Below are 18421 nucleotides of genomic sequence, written 5' to 3' on the forward strand. Positions count from 1 at the left end.
TGACTGCAAAGTCTGCATACTGGCGCGTTGATGGAAAAACCCACACGCCCGCACCGGGATGTTCCGGTGGGTGCCCTCATGATAATGCAAGGTCAGGCCCCTGCCGGTCATCTGACACCCTGAAGCTTGCCTCAGCCGGCCTGGGCCCGGGCGAGCTTGCGTGCCGTGCGTTCGTGCTGGACCCGCTGGGCGATGACAAGGCCTGCCGCGGCGACGCCGACGGTGATGGGATAGCCCATGAGCCGTTCGAGGGTACCGGGTTCCGGTACGTGCATGCCCGTCAGTCCGCCCGCAATGAGCGCCGCCAGGGACACGGCCCCGCAGCCCAGGATGAACCACCCGAGCGGAGTCTGCCGGAGCCAAAGCCAACCAAGGATCAGGAGCGCCAGGGCCCCGGCGGCGAAGTACATCAGGGCGCCGGCCACGTGCCAGGCCGATCCCGTGTCCTCGGGCACCAGCCCCACGATGACCGTTCCTGCCCCGGCGGCGCCGGTCAGCAGCCGGGCGGCGGCCGCTGCCACCACCCCTGCGCCCCAGCGCGCGCGGCCGTGCGCCCGCCCCGGCACCCGGCCGCGCCGGAGGGGCACTCCGGTCCGCGCGGCACAGCACAGGAGCGCCGAGCCGAGCAGCAGCGCGCCGACCACCATGCCAAGGCCTTGGACCACAAATGACGCGTTCATCAGCAGGTGCGCCGGCGAGCAGACGTCCCGGCCGGAGAACTCTCCGCACGCCACGGCGCCGAGGTCGCTGATGTAGCCCGCGCGGCGGCTGTATGGCTCCGCTCCCGCCCAGGCACCGATCACAGCCGACTCGGCCACGAAATACTGCAGCACGCTCAGCTTCGCCAGGGCCCCGACGTAAAACCTGGTCGCGGCCACATCGGGGTAGTAGAGGGCTCCGGCGGAAAGCTCGGTGGTTCCTGCAGTCATGCCAAGAGCGTAGTACGCGCGCTCACCTTGTATGCTTATATCCGTGTCCGACCGGACCGGCCCGGCCGCCCGCGGACATCCGCCCTCGTAGCTCAGTGGATAGAGCACGGCTCTCCTAAAGCCGGTGTCGTTGGTTCGATTCCAATCGAGGGCACTTGAACATTCCTGCCCCGGACGAAACCCCGGACACGGGTCCGGACTTTGACCTCCGCGCCTACCTGCGCGGCTCTTGGTCCGTCGACCGCACCCTGCTGGACCGCAGCACCGGGACCAGCGGAACCTTCACCGGCGTCGTACGCTTCACTGCCGACGACGACGGCGGCCTGTGGTGGCGTGAAGAAGGCACCGTGCGCTGGGCGCCCCTGGGCGGCGCGCCGTTCTCCGGCCCGGCGAGCCGGGAATATCTGCTGCGGCCGGCGGACGCCCCCGATGTCCTGGACGTGTACTTCCCGGACGGCCGGCCCTTCCACCGCATGGGCTTTGCCGGGCGGGCCAATCAGGACGAGCACTGGTGCGACCCGGACACCTACCGCGTGACGTACACCTTCCGCGGTCCGGACCAATGCGGCTACCGCTGGGACGTCACCGGGCCCGCCAAGGACCAGCTGCTGGAGTCCGTCCTGCACCGGCTGAAAGCAAAACCAGAAGCAGGACCAGGCCCGGATCCCGAGACAAGGCCAGGCGTGACGCCGGGAGTAACCCCGGATATGACCCCCGATGCGACGCCGGATGCCACGCCGGATTCAGGGCGCGCCGGGTGAACCCGCGCATCGTCGTCTCCGCCGTCTGCGTCTTCGATCGCTCCGGACGCCTCCTGACCGTCCGCAAACGCGGCACGGACAAGTTCATGCACCCCGGCGGCAAACCCGAGGCAGGCGAAACAGCGGCCCAGGCTGCGGCGCGCGAGCTCCAGGAGGAAGTGGGGATCGTGCTGGCCCCGGACCGCCTGGACCTGCTGGGTTGCTGGCTGGCGGATGCCGCCAACGAGGCGGCCACCCAGATCGAGGCAACGGTCTTCACGGCGCCCGGGGTATGGAGCGCCCGGCCGTCGGCGGAAATCGCCGAGATCCGCTGGCTGGACCTGTCCGGCGAGCTGCCCGGCGACCTCGCCCCGCTGCTGACGGACCATGTGCTGCCGGCCCTGTCCGCCAAGCCGTCCGGCTAGGACCCGTAACGGCCAGGGCCTCCAACGCGGGCCTCCAACGCCGGCTTCCAAACGCCGGCTCAGTAGCCGGGCACGGATTCCTGGGCCACCGCGCTGGCCTCGGAGAACTGCGTCCGGTACAGCTCCGCATAGCGGCCCTCGGCGGCGAGAAGCTCCCGGTGGGTACCGCGCTCCACGATCGAGCCGTCCTCCACCACCAGGATCGCGTCCGCCGCACGGATCGTCGAGAGACGGTGGGCGATCACGACGGCGGTACGGCCTTCCAGCGCGGCGCCCAGCGCCTCCTGGACGGCGGCCTCATTGGTCGAATCCAGCGCGGCGGTGGCTTCGTCGAGGATGACCACCCGCGGCTGGGCGATCAGCAGGCGGGCTATCGTCAGGCGTTGCCGCTCGCCGCCGGAGAGCCGGTAGCCGCGCTCCCCCACCACGGTGTCCAGCCCATCGGGCAGGGACCGGATCATGTCTTCGAGCCGGGCACGGCGCAGCGCATCCCACATCTGCTCTTCGGTGGCCTCCGGCCGGGCCAGACGCAGGTTGGAGGCGATGCTCTCGTGGAACAGGTGACCGTCCTGCGTCACCATCCCGAGGGTCGCGCGTATCGAGTCGAACGTGAGGTCACGGACGTCCACGCCTGCGCCGGGCGTCGTGCCGCCGAAGCGGATGGCGCCGGAGTCGACGTCGTACAGGCGCGACAGGAGCTGCGCAATGGTGGACTTGCCCGCCCCGGAGGAGCCGACGAGGGCCACCGTCTGACCCGGCTCCACCCGGAAGCTGATGCCGTGCAGCACTTCCTCGCCGCCGCGGGTGTCCAGGGTCCGCACGTCCTCCAGGGAGGCCAGCGAGACCTTCTCCGCCGAGGGGTAGGCGAAGCGGACATTGTCGAACTCCACCGAGAGCGGACCTGGCGGGGAGGCCACCGCATCCGGCTTCTGCTGGATGAGCGGCTTGAGGTCCAGGATCTCAAAGACGCGTTCGAAGCTGACCAGGGCGCTCATGATCTCCACCCGTGCGTTCGAAAGTGCCGTAAGCGGCGCGTACAGGCGGGTGAGCAGCAGCGCGAGCACGACGACGTCGCCCGCGTTCAACTGCCCGGCGAGTGCGAGCCAGCCGCCCAGGCCGTAGACCAGTGCCAGGGCCAAGGCCGAGACCAGTGTCAGCGCCGTGACGAAGGTGAATTGCAGCATGGCGGTGCGGACGCCGATGTCCCGGACGCGGCCGGCCCGGAGGGCGAACTCGCGGGATTCCTCGTCGGGGCGGCCGAAGAGCTTGACCAGGGTGGCGCCGGGCGCGGAGAAGCGCTCCGTCATCTGGGTGCCCATGGTGGCGTTGTGCTCGGCGGCTTCGCGCCGCAGATCGGCCAGCTTGGAGCCCATCCGGCGGGCCGGGATCAGGAAGATCGGCAGCAGGATCATGGCGAGCGCTGTCACAAGCCAGGATTTGTTCAGCATCACCGCAAGGGTCAGCGCCAGGGCCACGACGTTGCTGACCACGCCGGAGAGCGTGCCGGCGAAGGCCGACTGCGCGCCAATGACATCGTTGTTCAGCCGGCTGACCAGGGCCCCGGTCCGGGTCCTGGTGAAGAACGCGATCGGCATCTTCTGGACGTGGTCGAAGACCTTCGTGCGCAGGTCCACGATCACGCCTTCGCCGATGGTGGAGGACATCCAGCGCGTCACTAGGCCGATTCCAGCCTCGGCGACCGCCACGATCGCGATCAGGACGGCCAGCCAGATCACCGTTGAGGCCTCCGCGTGGGCGATGATCTCGTCAACCACCTGTCCGGCGAGGACCGGGGTGGCGACCGCCAGGAAGGCCATCACGATGGACAGCAGCACGAAGGCGATCAGTTTGCCACGGTGGGGGCGGGCAAAACTGAAGACGCGCTTCAGGGTCTTCTTCGAGAACGGCTTGGACCCGCTGGAGGCGCGGGTGATGTTGTAGAGGGAGCTCCAGGCGACCCGGTCCATGCTCATTTGGTGTTGCCTCTCGGTGCATCGGCGTGCAGTTCGGTGACGACGCCGTTCTCGACGTTCCAGCGCACGTCCAGGCGGACGTTTTCCAGCAGCCTGCGGTCGTGGGTGACTAGCAGCAGCGCGCCGTCGTAGCTGTCGAGGGCTTCCTCGAGCTGTTCGATGGCGGGCAGGTCAAGGTGGTTGGTGGGTTCGTCCAGCACGAGCAGGTTCACGCCGCGGGCCTGCAGCAGCGCCAGGGCGGCCCGGGTCCGTTCCCCCGGGGAGAGGGAGTCCACGGCCCGGTTGGTGTGATCGGCTTTGAGGCCGAACTTGGCCAGCAGGGTGCGCACCTCGGCTGGGGTCTGGTCCGTCAGGACGGCCTCGACGGCGTCTGCGAGCAACTGCTCGCCGGACAAGAGCCCGCGCGCCTGGTCGATCTCGCCGATGGCCACGGACGCGCCCATGGAGGCATCACCGGAGTCGGGGTGCTGGACGCCGAGCAGGAGCCGGAGCAGGGTGGATTTTCCGGCGCCGTTGGGCCCCGTGATCCCGATCCGTTCCCCCGCATTCAGCTGCAGGTTCACCGGGCCGAGGGTGAAGTCGCCCTGCACCGCGACGGCGTCGCGCAGGGTGGCCACGACGGCGCTGGAGCGGGGTGCCGCCCCGATGCTGAACTGCAGCTGCCATTCCTTGCGCGGCTCTTCCACTTCTTCGAGCCGGGCAATGCGGGACTCCATCTGCCGGACCTTCTGGCCCTGCTTCTCGGAGGACTCGGTGCTGGCCGCCCGGCGGATCTTGTCGTTGTCCGGGTTCTTCTTCATGGCGTTGCGGACGCCCTGGGAGCTCCATTCGCGCTGGGTGCGGGCCCGTGAGACGAGGTCCGCCTTGGTGTTCGCGTACTCCTCGAAACGTTCCCGGGCGTGCCGGCGGGCGACGGCGCGTTCCTCCAGGTAGGCCTCGTAGCCGCCGTCGTATACCGCCACCGAGTTTTGGGCCAGATCCAGTTCCACGATCGTGGTGACGCAGCGCGCCAGGAACTCGCGGTCATGCGAGACCAGGACGGCGCCGCCGCGCAGGCCCTGCACGAAGGCCTCGAGCTTGGCCAGGCCGTTGAGGTCCAGGTCGTTGGTGGGTTCGTCCAGGAGCACGATGTCGAACCGGCTCAGCAGCAGGGCGGCGAGCGCCACGCGGGCCGCCTGGCCACCCGACAGGCCAGTCATTCCGGCGTCGGGGCCCACATCGAGGCCAAGGTCCGCCAGGACGGACGGGATGCGGTCCTCCAGGTCGGCGGCGCCGGAGGCCATCCAGCGGTCGAAGGCCAGGGAGTAGGCGTCGTCGGAGCCCGGAGCGCCGGAGCCCAGCGCCTCCGCGGTGGATTCCACCTCCAGGGTCGCCTGGGTACAGCCGGTGCGCCGGGCGATGTAGGCCGCGACCGTTTCGCCGGCAATGCGTTCGTGTTCCTGCGGCAGCCAGCCGACAAAGGCGTCGGCGGGGGCCAGGCTCACGGTGCCTTCCTGCGGACCGTCGACGCCGGCCAGCAGCCGCAGCAGGGTTGATTTGCCGGCACCATTGGCGCCGACGACGCCGACGACGTCGCCGGGGGCTACGGTCAGGGACAGCTTCGAGAAGAGTGTGCGGTGATCGTGTCCACCGGAAAGATCCTTGGCAACAAGGGTTGCAGTCATTACTTCATCCTCTCACTGCGGCCCAAAACGGGCCGTCCCGACCGGGAGAAACTGCGGGGCCGGACGGGACAGAAAAGCGGCCGGGCATAGAAGAACCCGCCGGTCCGGACTTGGGGGGTGTACGGACCAGCGGGTTCGACCATTTAGCATAGTTGAATTAGCACCTCACGTAAAATCCCAGCCCACTCCGTGACGCCCCCGTCACCGGCCGCCCCAATCGCCGCTGCCCCACCGCATGCCAGTAGCCATGCTGCCCGTCGACTCCGCAGGAAGCCCTAGATGCCACTACCCGCAAAGGCGTTCCAATTCTGGCTTCACCGCGTTGCCCCGTCCGCGAGCACGGCCGATCTGTGCAGGATCTCGGGGATCAAGCGCACCACCTTCGCGCAGCAGCTGGTCCGCGGAAAGGTGGCCGAAACCACTCTGGTCAGCATCAGCCGGGCCCTGGGCTTGAGTCCGCTGGCGGAACTCGGTTCCTTCGACCAGTACGCGGAACTCGCCGCCCCGCCGCAGCCGCCGACCCCGGCAGAACTCGTCAGCCAGGTCGCCACCATGGACCTTTTGCGCGCCGTCATTTCCCGCTCGTCCCCGGCCTACGGCGGCTATGGCGACCAGGGCAGCTCAATGACTCCGGCGTTGGGCCCCGCCCCGCACGCAACCTCGGTCCGGAACTGGGTGGACGCGATCGACGACGGTGAGTTGCGTCACCGGGTGTCGGCGGCCACCGGCGTGGCACCGCAGAATTACTCGGCCCAGCTCACAGCCAACAGGCTGTCCCCCGAACTGGCGGTCGAGACTGCCCGCGCGGCGGGCGTAGGATTCACGGGCGGGCTCGTCGCCACGGGCCTGATCACCGAGGCCGAGGCTGGCTGGACGCCTGGAGCGAAGCAGGCCGCATTGGACGCCCTCTCCGACGGTGAACTGAGCGCACTGGCCGGGGACCGGTTGCAGGCGCTCGGGAAATCGCTGCGGCGCCACGAACAGGAGCAGGCACAAACAGAGAAGATTTGGGAGAACCTCGGATGATCGCGACACTGCAGTGGACCACGCTGGCGGTGTGCGGCATCGTCACGCTCGCCCGCGTGCCCAGCGCCCTCCGGGGTGAGAACCGTTCCCTGTTCGCCATCTTTGCCCTCATGACCCTCGCGATCCTGCTCAGCATCGACGCCCCGTATCTGGCCGTGGACCAGGCCCTGGGAGGCATGAACATCGCCAATCTGGTGCTGCGCTTCGTCATTTTCGCAGCCATCTTCTTTCTTGGAGTCCGGGTGGCCCGGGGCTTCAGTGCGGATGACGCCCTAAAGCTCATCACCGGCCCTGTTGGAATTGTGGTAGCCGCAGCCGCTTCGGCTGTGGTGGTGGTGGTCTTCCTCATGATGGACACCGCCGGCTCCTCGGCGGGGCTGGTCGCCGTGTCCGCCAAGGATGACCGCAATGCTGCCTTGGTGGAGTTTTACGGGGCCGCCGGGCGCCTTTATCCGGGGTTCATCACCGTGGCCCTGTTTCCGGCGATGCTGCGGACCCTGCGCAGCGGCCTCCCGGTCTTGGTGCGGTCAAGCGCGGCGTTGCTCGCGCTGGGCACCGTGGCTATCTCCCTGAGCCTGCTCTCCCCCGTCATTCCTCCGTCTCTCGGATTCATGCGGTTCTTCTTCAACTATTCGGCCGTTCTGTGCCTGGTCCTGGGACTGTCCCTGATCTGGTTGGCCAAGACGCTTGCGAAGCGGGCGCCGAAGAAGCAAGCTGGCATAACCTGACCATCTTGGGGCTGAGCAGGCATGTGATGTTGGAGAATCCGGAATGATTGCAACCCTCCAGTGGGGCACGCTGGTCATCTGCTCCGTGGTGCTCCTCCTCCGCGTTCCGGATGCGCTCCGGGGGCGGAACAGGACCGTCTTCTGCATCCTGTTTCTCGCGACGCTGTGCAGCCTGCTTTCGGTGACCGGCCCCTACGAGGCGATCGACGCGGTGCTGGGCGGATGGAACCTCACCCACCTGATCTTGCGCTTCCTTGTATTCGCGGTGGTCCTGCTGGTCGGCCTCCGTGTGGCGACGGGACTGGCGGACCCCCGCGGCTACCGCCTCATCGCGGGCCCGCCCGGGCGCTGGGCCCTGGCCGTCAGCGCAGTCGTCGTGGCGGGGACCTTCTTCTTCATGGACACCCGCGGGTCCTCGGCCGGCATGCTGGACATCGCGGACGACGGTGGACGCAATGCCGCCCTGGCGCCGTTCTACGCTGCGGCCGGCCGCACCTATCCTGCTTTTGTCTCCCTCGCCCTGCTGCCGGCATTGCTGGCCACCGCCAGGAGCCAGCTGCCGCGGCTGGTCCGTGCCGCAGCCCTCCTGACCTGCCTCGGTGCCCTGGCCACCGCGTTCACCATCCCCGCCTCCTTCGCCACGAACGATTGGCTCCTCGCGCAGCAGACCGTCAACTATCTGGCCGTGGTGGGTTACGTCCTGGGCCTTGGACTGTTCTGGGCGTCCGGGCTCGTCGCGAAGAAAACTAATAACACTCGCGCAACATTGCGCAAGAATGAGACATAGGGCATTCACAAAATCATTAGACCGTGAGAGAATCATGAATGTGTGAAAGCGGCAACCGCTTCGTGTACGGAAGTCAGCCGTGCGGAGCAGAGGCAGCCGTCCAAGCGCCATTGGGGGGATGAGTGGTAGCGGTCCGGAAGGACCGCTCCCACTCAGCCTGTTTAAGGGCATTTCCGTCGTTCCGGACAGTGCTAGCCGGATTCCCCTGCAGGGAAGGCGGCGTCAGGCGGCCCCGTCTTTCAGCGCACAAACCTCAGCGTGACCAGCTGGAAGGGCCGCAACGTCAGCTCGGCGGAATTGCCGCCTGCCGTCACTCCCGGGGCGTCGACGGGCCGTTCCAGCAGGTCCACGGCGTGCAGCCCGCGGACCGGGAAATTGGCCTTCACCACGCCGGTGGACCGCTCCCCCAGTGCTTCATAGAGCCGGACAATCACATCCCCGGAACCGTCCTCAGCGAGTTTGACCGCTTCAATGACAAGGGCCTGGTTGAACACGCTGACCAGCGGCTCCACCCCTTGCGCCCCGTGCACCACCCGCGGCGTCAGGTTGGTGCGGTAGCCCTCCTCGACGGCGTCGGCGATCGTGGCGCCCGGACGGACCGTGACGTGCAGCTCGTGCCTGCCCTGGTCCGCGCCGGGATCCGGAAACTTCGGTGCCCGCAGGAGCGAGAGCCGCACTGTGGTGGTGGTGCCGCCGTCGTCCTCCCGGACATTGCGGGAGACGTCGTGGCCGTAGCTGGAAGCGTTGGAGATCGCCACCCCATAGCCCGGCTCGGCGACGTGGATCCAGCGGTGGGCGCAGATTTCGAATTTCGCGGCCTCCCAGGACGTGTTGACATGGGTCGGGCGGAACACGTGCCCGAACTGCGTCTCCGCCGCCGACCGGTCCGCCCTGACATCCAATGCAAAGCCCAGCTTGAGCAGCTTTTCGCTCTCCTGCCAGTCCACGGCCGTGGTGATCGCGAGCGAGTCTGCACCCGGCGCGAGCGTAATCCGTTGGGTCACGGCGGAGGCCCCAGCCATCCGCTCCACCACCACGACGGCGTCCGGGCTTCCGCCCCGGGGGTCGCGCTCCAGTGCCACCGAAAGCGTCTGTTCCAAACGGACGACGTTCCTGCGGTAGAAGGCGTCGATGTCCCACGCGTCCCATTCATTGGGCGTGTCCCGGTGCAGCTCCAGGAGGTTTCCCACCTCGCCGGGAGCAATCGCCTCGCGTCCGGTGGCCCGGTCCGTGAGGGAGACCAGTAGTCCGCGGGCATCCACCACGGCACGGATGATGCCATTGTCCAGGATGTAGCCGCCGCCGTCCTCAGTGACCTCTACCGGCTGCCCGGGCCGGACCGGTTCGGCAGCCGCCAGGGCAGGCACGCCCAAGCGCTCGTGCGGGGCAGCGTTGAGCAGGAATTCGCGGCTGCCGGTGCCGAGGGCCGCCGCCGCGGCGTTCGTGATGATCGCTTCCAGTCCCCGTTCGACGGCGGCGTAGTTCCGTTCGGCGTCCTGGTGGACCCAGGCGATGGAACTTCCCGGCAGGATGTCGTGAAACTGCTGCAGCAGGACCAGCCGCCAGAGGCGCTTGAGCTCCGCAGCCGGGTAGCGGTGCCCGGTCCGCACAGCCGCGGTGGCACTCCAGAGCTCGGCTTCCCGGAGGAGGTGCTCGCTGCGCCTGTTCCCCAGCTTGGTCCTGGCCTGGCTGGTGTAGGTGCCGCGGTGCAGTTCCAGGTACATCTCCCCCACCCAAACCGGCAGGGGCTCATACTCGCCCTGGGCCTGGCTGAAGAAGCTGGCCGCCGAGCCGATCCGCACCTTCGGGGATCCTTCCAGATCCGCCGTGCGCTGCGCTGCGGCCAGCATCTCGCGGGTTGGGCCCCCGCCGCCGTCGCCGTACCCGAACGGAACCAGCGACGTGCCTCCCCGTCCGTGGTCCCGGTAGTTCCGTTCTGCGTGCGCCAGGTCCCGGGCGCTGAGGTCGGAGTTGTAGCTGTCCACAGGTGGGAAATGGGTGAATACCCGGGTGCCGTCGATTCCCTCCCAGTTGAAGGTGTGGTGAGGCATCCTGTTGACCTGGTTCCAGGAGATCTTCTGGGTCAGGAACCAGCGGCTGCCTGCGGCCTTGATGATCTGCGGCAGGGCCGCGGAATACCCGAACGTGTCCGGCAGCCACGCCTCCTGGCAATCGACCCCGAATTCGGCCAGGAAGAAGCTTTTACCCTCGAGGAACTGCCGTGCCATAGCCTCGCCGCCGGGCATGTTGGAGTCGGATTCGACCCACATCCCGCCGACGCAAACGAACCTGCCGGCGCGGACCTTGTCCCGGATGCGCCCGAAGAGCTCCGGATAGTACTCCTTCATCCACGCGAGCTGCTGGGCGGAGGAGCACGAAAAGATGAAATCGGGATTCTCGTCCATCAGTGCGACGACGTTGGAGAACGTCCGGGCGCACTTGCGGATGGTTTCCCGGACAGGCCACAACCAGGCCGAATCTATGTGGGCGTGGCCCGTGGCCACCAGCTGGTGCGCCGAGGCATAGGCCGGCCGGGACAGGGCATCGGCCAAGGCGGCCCGTCCGGCCTCCGCGGTCCCGGCAACGTCGTCGGGGTCCATGATGTCCAGCATGCGTTCGAGCGACCGCAGGATGTCGTGGCGGCGGGGCTGGTCCATGGGCAGCTCGTGCATGAGCCCGCTGAGCGTGAGGATGTCCTGCTGCAGTTCCCAGACAGTCTGGTTGCATTCGGCGATGGCGATCCTGCCGAGGCGATACTTCGGCTCGCTGCCCGACGTCGCCTTGTCGCCGTAGGGGGTGGCGGCGAAAGTCCAGTTCTGGGACAAGTCGGGGTTGGCTGCGGCTTCGACGTAGAAGTCAACGGCCATGCCACTGCCCAGGAGCTTGAGCGGGATGTACTGGTTCCGTGGCGAGATCGCCTTGATGATGGTCCCGTCGGACCGCCAGGCAATGCCTTCGCACTGGAAACCCGGGAGGTCGCCGCTGAAGCCGAGGTCCACGAGGACTTCCACGGAGGTTCCGGCCGCGGTTCCCCAGGCGTCCGGAACCTCACCCCGGAGCCGGAGCCACTTGGTGCTCCAGGGCCGGCCCCAGGCCGCGCCGTGTTCCTGGGGCGTGAACTCCTGCCGCAGGGCCTCGAGCACCGGCACGGGTTCGTCCGGCGCGTCCCAGCTGCTCAGCGTCAGCGGCACGCTGCGCGGGTAGACGGCCGGGCCGATCCGGTCACGCAGAAAGCGGTCCAGCCGGACTTCCGTAAGACGGCGGTCGTCGTGCAATGTGATCCTCTTCAGCGCTGGGGGGGTCCGATCGACTCCAATCGATGGATAAAACTTACGCCGCGGAGAACACATTGGCCAACTGTTGCCCCTAGCCGGCCGCAGGCGCCGGAACCGCGACGCGTTGCTGGCCCGCGTACACGTTCAGGCTGGTCCCGCGGCTGAACCCGGCCAGGGTCATCCCGCTGGCCTCGGCGAGCTCGACGGCCAGGCTCGAGGGGGCACTGACAGCGGCGAGGACCGGGATACCGGCGAGGGCCGCCTTTTGGACGAGCTCGAACGATGCCCGGCCGGACACCTGTAACACGGTGCCCCGGAGCGGGAGCAGGCCTTCGCGGAGCGCCCAGCCCACCACCTTGTCCACCGCGTTGTGCCGGCCCACGTCTTCGCGCAGGCACAGCAACTCGGCCGAGCCGTCGTCGGAGATCCTGAAGAGGCCGGCAGCGTGCACGCCGCCGGTGACTTCGAAGACCTCCTGGGCGGACCGGAGGGCGTCCGGGAGGGCCGCGAGCGTTTCGACGGGGACAGTCAGCGGATCGTGTGCCGGGCTGTAGTGCGATGACTTCCGAACGGCATCGATCGAGTCAGTGCCGCAGATGCCGCAGGAACTGGAGGTGAAGACGTTGCGTCCGGTCTCGGGCCGGACGACGTCGGGCCTGAGCTGCGCCTCCACCACGTTGAAGGTCTGCATGCCGTCGGCGTCTTCGCCGGCGCAGAACCTGAGCGAGACCAGCTGTTCGGGAGACCAGATGATCCCCTCCGAGACGAGGAAGCCTGCGACGAGGTCGAAGTCATTGCCCGGCGTTCGCATGGTAACGGAGAATGACATGTTGCCGAGCCGGATTTCCAGCGGTTCCTCGACGGCAAGGACGTCCTCCCGATGCCGGACCGGAAATTCGAGGGCCTGCGGGGACCCGTCCAGGACGATCTTGTGCACCTTGCGGCGCTGTGTCACACGGCCCATCCGGTGCTCCTAAGCAACATTGTGTGCCGCTGTTTGAAGCTAGCGGCTGTTTGAATCTTTGGTTGGTTCCATCATTGTAAGTGCCTGATCCTGGCGGCGTGCCTTGTCCCGGTGCCGTCGCAGCAGGCCAGGGCTCAGCCCAAAAGGGCACTCCAGTCCACCGGACCGTCGCTGGCCGCGGTTTTCCTGGCGGTCCGCTTCGCCGCCGGCTTCTGTTCGGCGGCCGCCGCCGAAGCGTCAGGCAACGGCGCACTCCACGGGAGGGCGAAGGCGGGGACGAGTTCCCCCAGCTGCACGCCATGGGGCGGGACCACCAGCACACCGTCGGCGGCGGCCAGCCCCCGCATCATTCCAGGGCCGGTGTGCTGCGCCGGCGATGCCATGCCGTAGAGCAGCCGGAAGGGCATGAGCCGGGTCCGGCCCGGGTCGGCGTCAATCGTCGAGCCGCAGGGCACCTCGCTGAGCGGGGGGATCACGCCGTGCCCGAGTGCCGCCAGGAGTGGGGCACCGATCGTGGACAGCGCCATCATGGCCGCGAGCGGGTTTCCTGGCAGGCCAAGGATGTAACGGCCGTCCGGCAGCTCGGCCAGCACGGCGGGGTGGCCCGGGCGCATGGCGATTCCGTCGATCAGCAGGCGGCCGCCGAGCTCGGCGACCGAGCGCCTGAGGTGGTCTGTCCCGGAGCGCCCCGTGCCGCCGGTGGTGATCACGACGTCGGCAGGAAGGTTTTCACCGGCAGGATCGGTGTCCTCGAGGGCGGCGAGCCACTCGGCGTAGGTATCGCCGACTTTCACTTCTTCGGTACAGATCCCGCCGAGCATTCCCACCACGGCGGCCAGTTGGGGTCCGAAGGTGTCGCGGACCTGCCCGGGTGCCGGTATCCCGCTCGTCACGACCTCGGAGCCAGTGAAAACGAGGCGGACCACGGCCTTGCCGAGCACGGGGAGGGCGTCACTTCCGGCCAGCGCGGCGAGCGCCAGATGGGCCGGGTTCAGGACCGTGCCGCCCTTGATCAGGACGTCCCCGGCGGCGGCTTCCTCCCCGGCCTTCCTGATGTGGTCGCCGTTGCGCGGGTCTCCCGGCTTCGCGGTGCCGCCCAGCTTCAGGACGGGCAGGCCGTCGTCGTCGGCGTCGATGATGCCGCTTTCGCTGCGCAACACTGCCTTGGCCCCGGGCGGGATGAGGCCGCCGGTGGCAATCGGGCTGGCCTGATGTGGGGCCAGACGCTGGCCGGGTTCGGCCAGGATCCAGGGCCCGCTGCCGTTGACGGCCCAACCGTCCATGGCAGAGGAAGCGTAATGGGGCATGTCCTGCCGGGCAACGACGTCCGCCGCGAGCGTCCGGCCAAGCGTCTGCCGCAGCGGAACAGGGGCGGCCGGGATGGGAACGGCGCACTCGAACGCGAGTTGCCGGGCCTCCTGCCACGTGTGGGCCAGGTGTCTGTGCGGCTCCGCGGCAGTGTCCTCGTCCCCTGCGTCCTCGTCCGCGGTGTCCTGGTCCGCGATGTGAGGGCCTCCAGGGCCGTCTACGAGAGCCTCTCCACCGCCATCTCTGACGCCATTTCCGCCGCTATCGTTGACGCCATCTTCACCTGCGGCGGTGGCGGGGCCATTGCCGTCCGGGGCCGCAGCCGTCATGCCCCGGAAGTTTCGGCGGCTGCGTAGTCCTTGGCGAGCCGGCGGGCAACGGCCATCGCGGACTCCATGGACACGGAGTCCGTGGCCTGCCCGGAGCCGGAGGCCAGGCCGGCCGCAAAGCCGGCAATGAATGTGGTCAGCGGTGCCGCCGGGCGCACCACGGAATGGGCGGCCACGCCGGCCAGGGCGAGGACCTCATTCACGTCAATCTCAACGTCGTCCAGCTCCAGGGCCTGGAGCAGGGCACGGCACCAGTCTTCCAGTGTTTCGTCCTGGCTTTTCACCGTTTGCCTCCATGGTCGAGTTCAGCTGTGCATAGCCGGGCCGGAGCCCGGACCGCCGTCGGGAATCCTGCCGGATACCCCCAGTGCGGACGCGTCATCCCAGGTGTCGACGTCATCCGTGGAACCCGGGGGAACGCGAACTTCCCGCACGTCCAGCCTAGCAAGAAGGGCGAACACCGACGCGTTTTCCAGCCGGTCCCGGGACGCGGCGTCCGCGACAGAACGTTGTAGCCCAGCCGTGCCATAAAAGCCCGCAAGCGGCTGCTTCCGGCCGTCGGCCGAGACGGCCATGACGCCGTCGGCCCCACCCCTTTCCGGCGTGCCTGCAGCAGACGCGGCCAGCGCCTCGGCCAGGGCACGGACCGCGCCTTCCGACCGGGGCATGTCACACGCCAGGACGAGGGTATAGGGCGCGGCGGCTGCGTGCCGGCTCGCGTGATCGGCGGCCAGGGCGGCCAGCCCCGCCGCGATGGCTGCGGCCGGACCCGCGAAGGGCGGCTCTTCCCGGCAGGTCAGGACGCCGCCGGGCAGGCCCCCGGGGTCGGGGCCGACGACGACGGTGAGCCCCGCCGCGCCCGCGGCCCGCAGTGACCGCTCCAGGAGGGTGGCGCCGTCGTAGATCAGCCCGGATTTGGGCACGCCGCCGAGGCGTGAGGACCGCCCCCCGGCGAGAATGATGGCATCGAACTCCATCGGTTCAGCCTAGCCCGGCGCCAGCGGCCACTGAACAAGCCGTAACGTGCGCCGGCAGCGTCTCCACCGGCTGATCAGCCAGCAAGGAGGCAGATCAGGCAGCCGATTCAGGCAGCAGGAACGGATCCCAGGCCGGCGTCGGCTTCTCGAGTTCCTTGATCTGCCAGATGGCACCCTTTGGCGGGCCCGGAACAAAACCGATCTTCCAGCCCATCTCCGCCGGCGTATGGTCGCTCTTGGCGTTGTTGCACCGCAGGCACGCCGCCACCAGGTTCTCCCAGGAGTCGGCTCCGCCCCGCGATTTGGGCTGGATGTGGTCGATGGTGTGGGCAGCCTTGCCGCAGTACGCGCAGCGGTGGGCATCCCGGCGCAGCACGCCGCGGCGGCTCACCGCAGTCATCGTGTTATACCTGGGCCGGATGTAGCGGTTCAGCAGGATCACGGACGGGCGGCCCAAAATGTCCTGGGGGCCGACCACGGGGTCGTCCCCTTCGGCCACCACGCTGGCCTTTCCGGTCAGGACAAGGACGAGCGCCCGGCGGAAGGTGATGACCGCCAGCGGTTCATATCCAGCATTCAGAACGAGAGTGCGCATCCGCATACCTCTTCACGGCCGCACCCGCCAGCGGCACGAGGGCCGGCTGCCCTCTGCATGGTCGGGCTATGGATCGACAACACAAGAGTAAACACTCAAGTGCTGGATCACCGAATATTTTTTCACCGGCGCGGTCCTCAGCGCGGAAAGTTCACTGCGCGGCAACGCAAAAGACCCCCGCCTGGAGGCGGGGGTCTTTCGGAATGCTGGGGTTCGTGCTTAGGCGCCGACGCGGATGAAGACCGGGCCGGAGCCGACGTTGACGCTGTACAGCGCGGTGGTGCCGCCGTTCCAGCCGCCGTGCACTGCCATGCCGTTGCCGACGTAGACCGCGATGTGAGCCATGCCCACGCCGCCGTTCTGGTAGTAGGCGAGGTCGCCCGGGCGTGCCTCGGCGGCGCTCACGGTGCGGCCCAGGGACAGGTAACCTGCCGGCCAGCCGTGGTAGTGGATGCCGGCCGCGGCCAGGGCGTTGGTGGCCAGGGCGGTGCAGTCCTGCGCCACGCCGATCTGTGCGTAGGCAGCAGCGGCGATGGTCGCGCCTGCGCCGCTTCCGATGCCCGCGGGGGCCTGGGCAGCGACGCCGCCGCTGACGCCCAGCTCGGTGCCGCCGGCGCGGGTGGCCGTGGCCGTGGCGTCCTGGACCTTCACGACGGGCTTGGGAGCCTCGACGACGGGAGCCGGCGTGGTGGTCACGGCGGGCTTCTCGTAGGAGATCGCGATGGTGGAAGCGGCCGAGATGGTGGCCGGAGCTGCGGACTGGACTTCCAGGGCCGAAGCGGAGGTGGATTCGCGCTGAACATTGGTTTCAGCAGCGTTGGCTGCGATTCCGCTGGTCAGGACCAGACCGGAAGCTGCGGCGATGACCGCGGCCTGACGGCCCACGCCGCCGGCGTTGTCGCCGACAGCCTTAGCAATTACAGCCAGCGAGTTGGTCTTGGTGACCTCGGCGCGGTGCCGTGCAACGTTTGCACGAGTAGTCATTAAGTTCTCTCTTTCGTGATCCTTGGACCGCGCGCTTTCGGGCACGGACTGAGGACGCTCCGGCATCTTGGGGGTACGCCGGATCGCCCCGAAATGGGTTACTTAGCGAAGGGTGTACTGCGAAGACGCGCCAAAAGCGGAAACTGCATGCTGTCCGGGCTCGGTAGAGATTGAGCCTGCGGAACGTGATCCAATCCGGGCGCCGGCAAGGGCGGCACGTGATGTGGATTCCAGCGGGCTCGACAGAGCCTCGCCGGTGCGCATGCGCGCAGAATTGTGGCGTGAAGACACGAAAGTAGCCTCTCCCAATGCCTACGAGGTGAGCTGTCGGATTCGGATGGGAGTCACCCGGCCGCGCTGCTTCCTGGGAAGCTTTGCGACTTAACCCCAAGGCCTTCTTTCGAAGGCCAAAATTGGTTCCCCCGCCCCTGCCAGACGATGTAATGCGAACGGACCTTGAGCGGTGGCAGAGCTAGGCAATCCACTCAAGAGCGCCAACTTCGGAAAAGTTGGCGTGCTTCAAACCCTACAGCAGTCCGGATCCAATGTCACATTCAGATCACGGCGTGTCACAAGAAGTTGAGAGCTGCCCATCGTCTTTCTAGAGCCAGCCGAGCGGGTCAACGACTTCGCCGTTGACCATCACTTCAAAGTGGAGGTGGCAGCCGGTGGAGGCGCCGGTGGTCCCGCTCATGGCGACGACGTCACCGCGGGAAACCTTCTGGCCGACCTTGACCGAGGCCGAGGACAGGTGGTTGTACGTGGTCTCCAGTCCGTTGCCGTGATCGATGACCACGCGGTTCCCCCCGCCGAAGGGATGCCAGCCGTTGAAGGTCACGGTGCCGCTGGCGGCCGCGTGGACCGCCGTGCCGCACTGGGCGGCGAAATCCTGGCCGCGGTGGAACTCCCCCGCGCCCCCGGTAATGGGGCTGACGCGGTAGCCGAAGGGCGAGGCCGTGACCAGCTGGTCGAGCGGCGCACCCAGGGTGCCGGCCGATGCCGCGCGGGTGATGGTGCCCACAGACTGGGCGCTCAGCAGCTGCTTGAGTTTCCCGTCCGGATCACCCTTCGTGGTGACGGCCGTGCGGTTGAAGTCGACTTTGGCGGCAGCGGCAGCGGTGACATCCGGCTGCACGGCAGCCGAGAGCGCGCCGGATTCTCCCGGATTCGAAGCCATCACCGGGCTCGTGACGGGGACCGTCACAGTCAGAACCAGACCAGTTGCGGCCAGTGCGATCCCGGCCTTCTGCCCGACTCCGCTGGCCGCGGCAAAGTCCGTGACCTGGCGGAACGGACTGCGACGGCGACGGCGTTCATCGCGGTGCACGTCCCGCGGGCGTTCGGCCGTGTGTGCGACGACGGGACGCGGCTCCGGAGCGGGACCGGTCGCGCGGCGACGGCCCCTGGCGGTCTGGGTGGTCAAGAACGGTTCCTCTCTGGATGGCCTGCGAAGTTAGCTGTCGGATTCGGGTCAGAGAGATCAAAGACCCGGTCCGCCGTTGCAAGCAGCCAAGCACAGAGGCATCCCCAGGGGATCCTTCGGTGGAAGCTGCTTGCCGCTGACGGACTTCACCCCAAGGCTGCCGAAGTAGCAGCCGAAAGTGGTTCCCCCGCCCCTGCCAGGAGGTAGTTCTGCGACTGATCCGCTGGCAGGGCTCGGCTTCGGATCAGGTAACGCTTTGGTATCGGTACTGGGCACTAACTATAGGCGATTAAG

General features: G+C 68.0%; 16 protein-coding genes, 1 tRNA gene and 2 riboswitches. Of the genes, 6 read left to right on the forward strand and 11 right to left on the reverse strand.

Features of this window, described 5'->3' with window-relative positions; translation table 11 throughout:
* Nucleotides 1-131: 131 nt before the first annotated feature.
* Nucleotides 132-929 (reverse strand): DUF998 domain-containing protein, encoded by a 798-nt coding sequence (locus AC1DRO_RS19240; protein WP_476952049.1) that lies wholly within the window; start codon nt 927-929, stop codon nt 132-134.
* A gap of 81 nt (nt 930-1010) precedes the next feature.
* Here AC1DRO_RS19240 and AC1DRO_RS19245 point away from each other — a divergent pair.
* The 3 genes from AC1DRO_RS19245 to AC1DRO_RS19255 all read left to right on the forward strand — a co-directional run bounded on the left by AC1DRO_RS19245 (nt 1011) and on the right by AC1DRO_RS19255 (nt 2094).
* Nucleotides 1011-1083 (forward strand) — tRNA-Arg (locus tag AC1DRO_RS19245).
* Between the two features lie 64 nt (nt 1084-1147).
* Nucleotides 1148-1690, forward strand: coding sequence for a DUF6314 family protein (locus AC1DRO_RS19250; RefSeq protein WP_476952076.1), 543 nt, complete (start codon nt 1148-1150; stop codon nt 1688-1690).
* Nucleotides 1687-2094 (forward strand): NUDIX hydrolase, encoded by a 408-nt coding sequence (locus AC1DRO_RS19255; protein ID WP_476952050.1) that lies wholly within the window; start codon nt 1687-1689, stop codon nt 2092-2094. The genes AC1DRO_RS19250 and AC1DRO_RS19255 overlap by 4 nt, the downstream gene beginning before the upstream one ends.
* Before the next feature lie 59 nt (nt 2095-2153).
* Here AC1DRO_RS19255 and AC1DRO_RS19260 read toward each other — a convergent pair whose 3' ends face one another.
* Both AC1DRO_RS19260 and AC1DRO_RS19265 read right to left on the reverse strand, forming a co-directional pair.
* Nucleotides 2154-4067, reverse strand: coding sequence for an ABC transporter ATP-binding protein (locus tag AC1DRO_RS19260; protein WP_476952051.1), 1914 nt, complete (start codon nt 4065-4067; stop codon nt 2154-2156).
* Nucleotides 4064-5731, reverse strand: coding sequence for an ABC-F family ATP-binding cassette domain-containing protein (locus tag AC1DRO_RS19265; protein WP_476952052.1), 1668 nt, complete (start codon nt 5729-5731; stop codon nt 4064-4066). Before AC1DRO_RS19265 ends, AC1DRO_RS19260 begins: the two co-directional genes overlap by 4 nt.
* A 279-nt stretch (nt 5732-6010) precedes the next feature.
* On the opposite strand from AC1DRO_RS19265, the gene AC1DRO_RS19270 reads away from it, so the two are divergent.
* The 3 genes from AC1DRO_RS19270 to AC1DRO_RS19280 are packed head-to-tail and all read left to right on the forward strand — an operon-like array spanning nt 6011 to nt 8272.
* Nucleotides 6011-6757 carry a hypothetical protein gene (locus AC1DRO_RS19270; RefSeq protein ID WP_476952053.1) on the forward strand — a complete coding sequence of 249 codons (747 nt, stop codon included), beginning with the start codon at nt 6011-6013 and terminating at the stop codon, nt 6755-6757.
* Complete coding sequence (locus AC1DRO_RS19275) at nt 6754-7485, forward strand: hypothetical protein (RefSeq protein ID WP_476952054.1); 732 nt, start codon at nt 6754-6756, stop codon at nt 7483-7485. Before AC1DRO_RS19270 ends, AC1DRO_RS19275 begins: the two co-directional genes overlap by 4 nt.
* Before the next feature lie 43 nt (nt 7486-7528).
* Nucleotides 7529-8272, forward strand: a complete 744-nt coding sequence (locus tag AC1DRO_RS19280) for a hypothetical protein (RefSeq protein WP_476952055.1) — start codon at nt 7529-7531, stop codon at nt 8270-8272.
* A gap of 239 nt (nt 8273-8511) precedes the next feature.
* Here AC1DRO_RS19280 and AC1DRO_RS19285 read toward each other — a convergent pair whose 3' ends face one another.
* The 8 genes from AC1DRO_RS19285 to AC1DRO_RS19320 all read right to left on the reverse strand — a co-directional run bounded on the left by AC1DRO_RS19285 (nt 8512) and on the right by AC1DRO_RS19320 (nt 18127).
* Nucleotides 8512-11547, reverse strand: a complete 3036-nt coding sequence (locus AC1DRO_RS19285) for an alpha-mannosidase (RefSeq protein WP_476952056.1) — start codon at nt 11545-11547, stop codon at nt 8512-8514.
* A 91-nt stretch (nt 11548-11638) separates the two neighbouring features.
* Entirely contained in the window at nt 11639-12511 is an 873-nt protein-coding gene (gene fdhD, locus AC1DRO_RS19290; protein ID WP_476952057.1) for a formate dehydrogenase accessory sulfurtransferase FdhD, read from the reverse strand.
* A gap of 134 nt (nt 12512-12645) precedes the next feature.
* Complete coding sequence (locus AC1DRO_RS19295; protein WP_476952058.1) at nt 12646-14148, reverse strand: molybdopterin molybdotransferase MoeA; 1503 nt, start codon at nt 14146-14148, stop codon at nt 12646-12648.
* Nucleotides 14145-14432, reverse strand: a complete 288-nt coding sequence (locus AC1DRO_RS19300) for a DUF6457 domain-containing protein (protein ID WP_079555354.1) — start codon at nt 14430-14432, stop codon at nt 14145-14147. The genes AC1DRO_RS19295 and AC1DRO_RS19300 overlap by 4 nt, the downstream gene beginning before the upstream one ends.
* A 21-nt stretch (nt 14433-14453) precedes the next feature.
* Nucleotides 14454-15125 (reverse strand): molybdenum cofactor guanylyltransferase, encoded by a 672-nt coding sequence (gene mobA, locus AC1DRO_RS19305; RefSeq protein WP_476952059.1) that lies wholly within the window; start codon nt 15123-15125, stop codon nt 14454-14456.
* A 94-nt stretch (nt 15126-15219) separates the two neighbouring features.
* Nucleotides 15220-15720 (reverse strand): HNH endonuclease, encoded by a 501-nt coding sequence (locus AC1DRO_RS19310; RefSeq protein ID WP_026266867.1) that lies wholly within the window; start codon nt 15718-15720, stop codon nt 15220-15222.
* A gap of 219 nt (nt 15721-15939) precedes the next feature.
* Nucleotides 15940-16704 (reverse strand): NlpC/P60 family protein, encoded by a 765-nt coding sequence (locus AC1DRO_RS19315; RefSeq protein WP_079555356.1) that lies wholly within the window; start codon nt 16702-16704, stop codon nt 15940-15942.
* A 295-nt stretch (nt 16705-16999) separates the two neighbouring features.
* Nucleotides 17000-17169: riboswitch (cyclic di-AMP (ydaO/yuaA leader) on the reverse strand.
* Nucleotides 17170-17305: 136 nt separating this feature from the next.
* Nucleotides 17306-18127 (reverse strand): M23 family metallopeptidase, encoded by an 822-nt coding sequence (locus tag AC1DRO_RS19320; protein WP_476952060.1) that lies wholly within the window; start codon nt 18125-18127, stop codon nt 17306-17308.
* Between the two features lie 4 nt (nt 18128-18131).
* Nucleotides 18132-18346: riboswitch (cyclic di-AMP (ydaO/yuaA leader) on the reverse strand.
* Between the last annotated feature and the right edge of the window lie 75 nt (nt 18347-18421).

Source organism: Arthrobacter sp. P4_F11 (assembly GCF_056401395.1).

What these genes read in the sequence shown, in the direction of transcription:
- AC1DRO_RS19310 (WP_026266867.1), bottom strand. Translation starts at nt 15,720, where the DNA reads ATGCGCACTCTCGTTCTGAATGCTGGATATGAACCGCTGGCGGTCATC.
- AC1DRO_RS19315 (WP_079555356.1), bottom strand. Translation starts at nt 16,704, where the DNA reads ATGACTACTCGTGCAAACGTTGCACGGCACCGCGCCGAGGTCACCAAG.
- AC1DRO_RS19260 (WP_476952051.1), bottom strand. Translation starts at nt 4,067, where the DNA reads ATGAGCATGGACCGGGTCGCCTGGAGCTCCCTCTACAACATCACCCGC.
- AC1DRO_RS19270 (WP_476952053.1), top strand. Translation starts at nt 6,011, where the DNA reads ATGCCACTACCCGCAAAGGCGTTCCAATTCTGGCTTCACCGCGTTGCC.
- AC1DRO_RS19240 (WP_476952049.1), bottom strand. Translation starts at nt 929, where the DNA reads ATGACTGCAGGAACCACCGAGCTTTCCGCCGGAGCCCTCTACTACCCC.
- fdhD (WP_476952057.1), bottom strand. Translation starts at nt 12,511, where the DNA reads ATGGGCCGTGTGACACAGCGCCGCAAGGTGCACAAGATCGTCCTGGAC.
- AC1DRO_RS19275 (WP_476952054.1), top strand. Translation starts at nt 6,754, where the DNA reads ATGATCGCGACACTGCAGTGGACCACGCTGGCGGTGTGCGGCATCGTC.
- mobA (WP_476952059.1), bottom strand. Translation starts at nt 15,125, where the DNA reads ATGGAGTTCGATGCCATCATTCTCGCCGGGGGGCGGTCCTCACGCCTC.
- AC1DRO_RS19280 (WP_476952055.1), top strand. Translation starts at nt 7,529, where the DNA reads ATGATTGCAACCCTCCAGTGGGGCACGCTGGTCATCTGCTCCGTGGTG.
- AC1DRO_RS19265 (WP_476952052.1), bottom strand. Translation starts at nt 5,731, where the DNA reads ATGACTGCAACCCTTGTTGCCAAGGATCTTTCCGGTGGACACGATCAC.
- AC1DRO_RS19295 (WP_476952058.1), bottom strand. Translation starts at nt 14,148, where the DNA reads ATGACGGCTGCGGCCCCGGACGGCAATGGCCCCGCCACCGCCGCAGGT.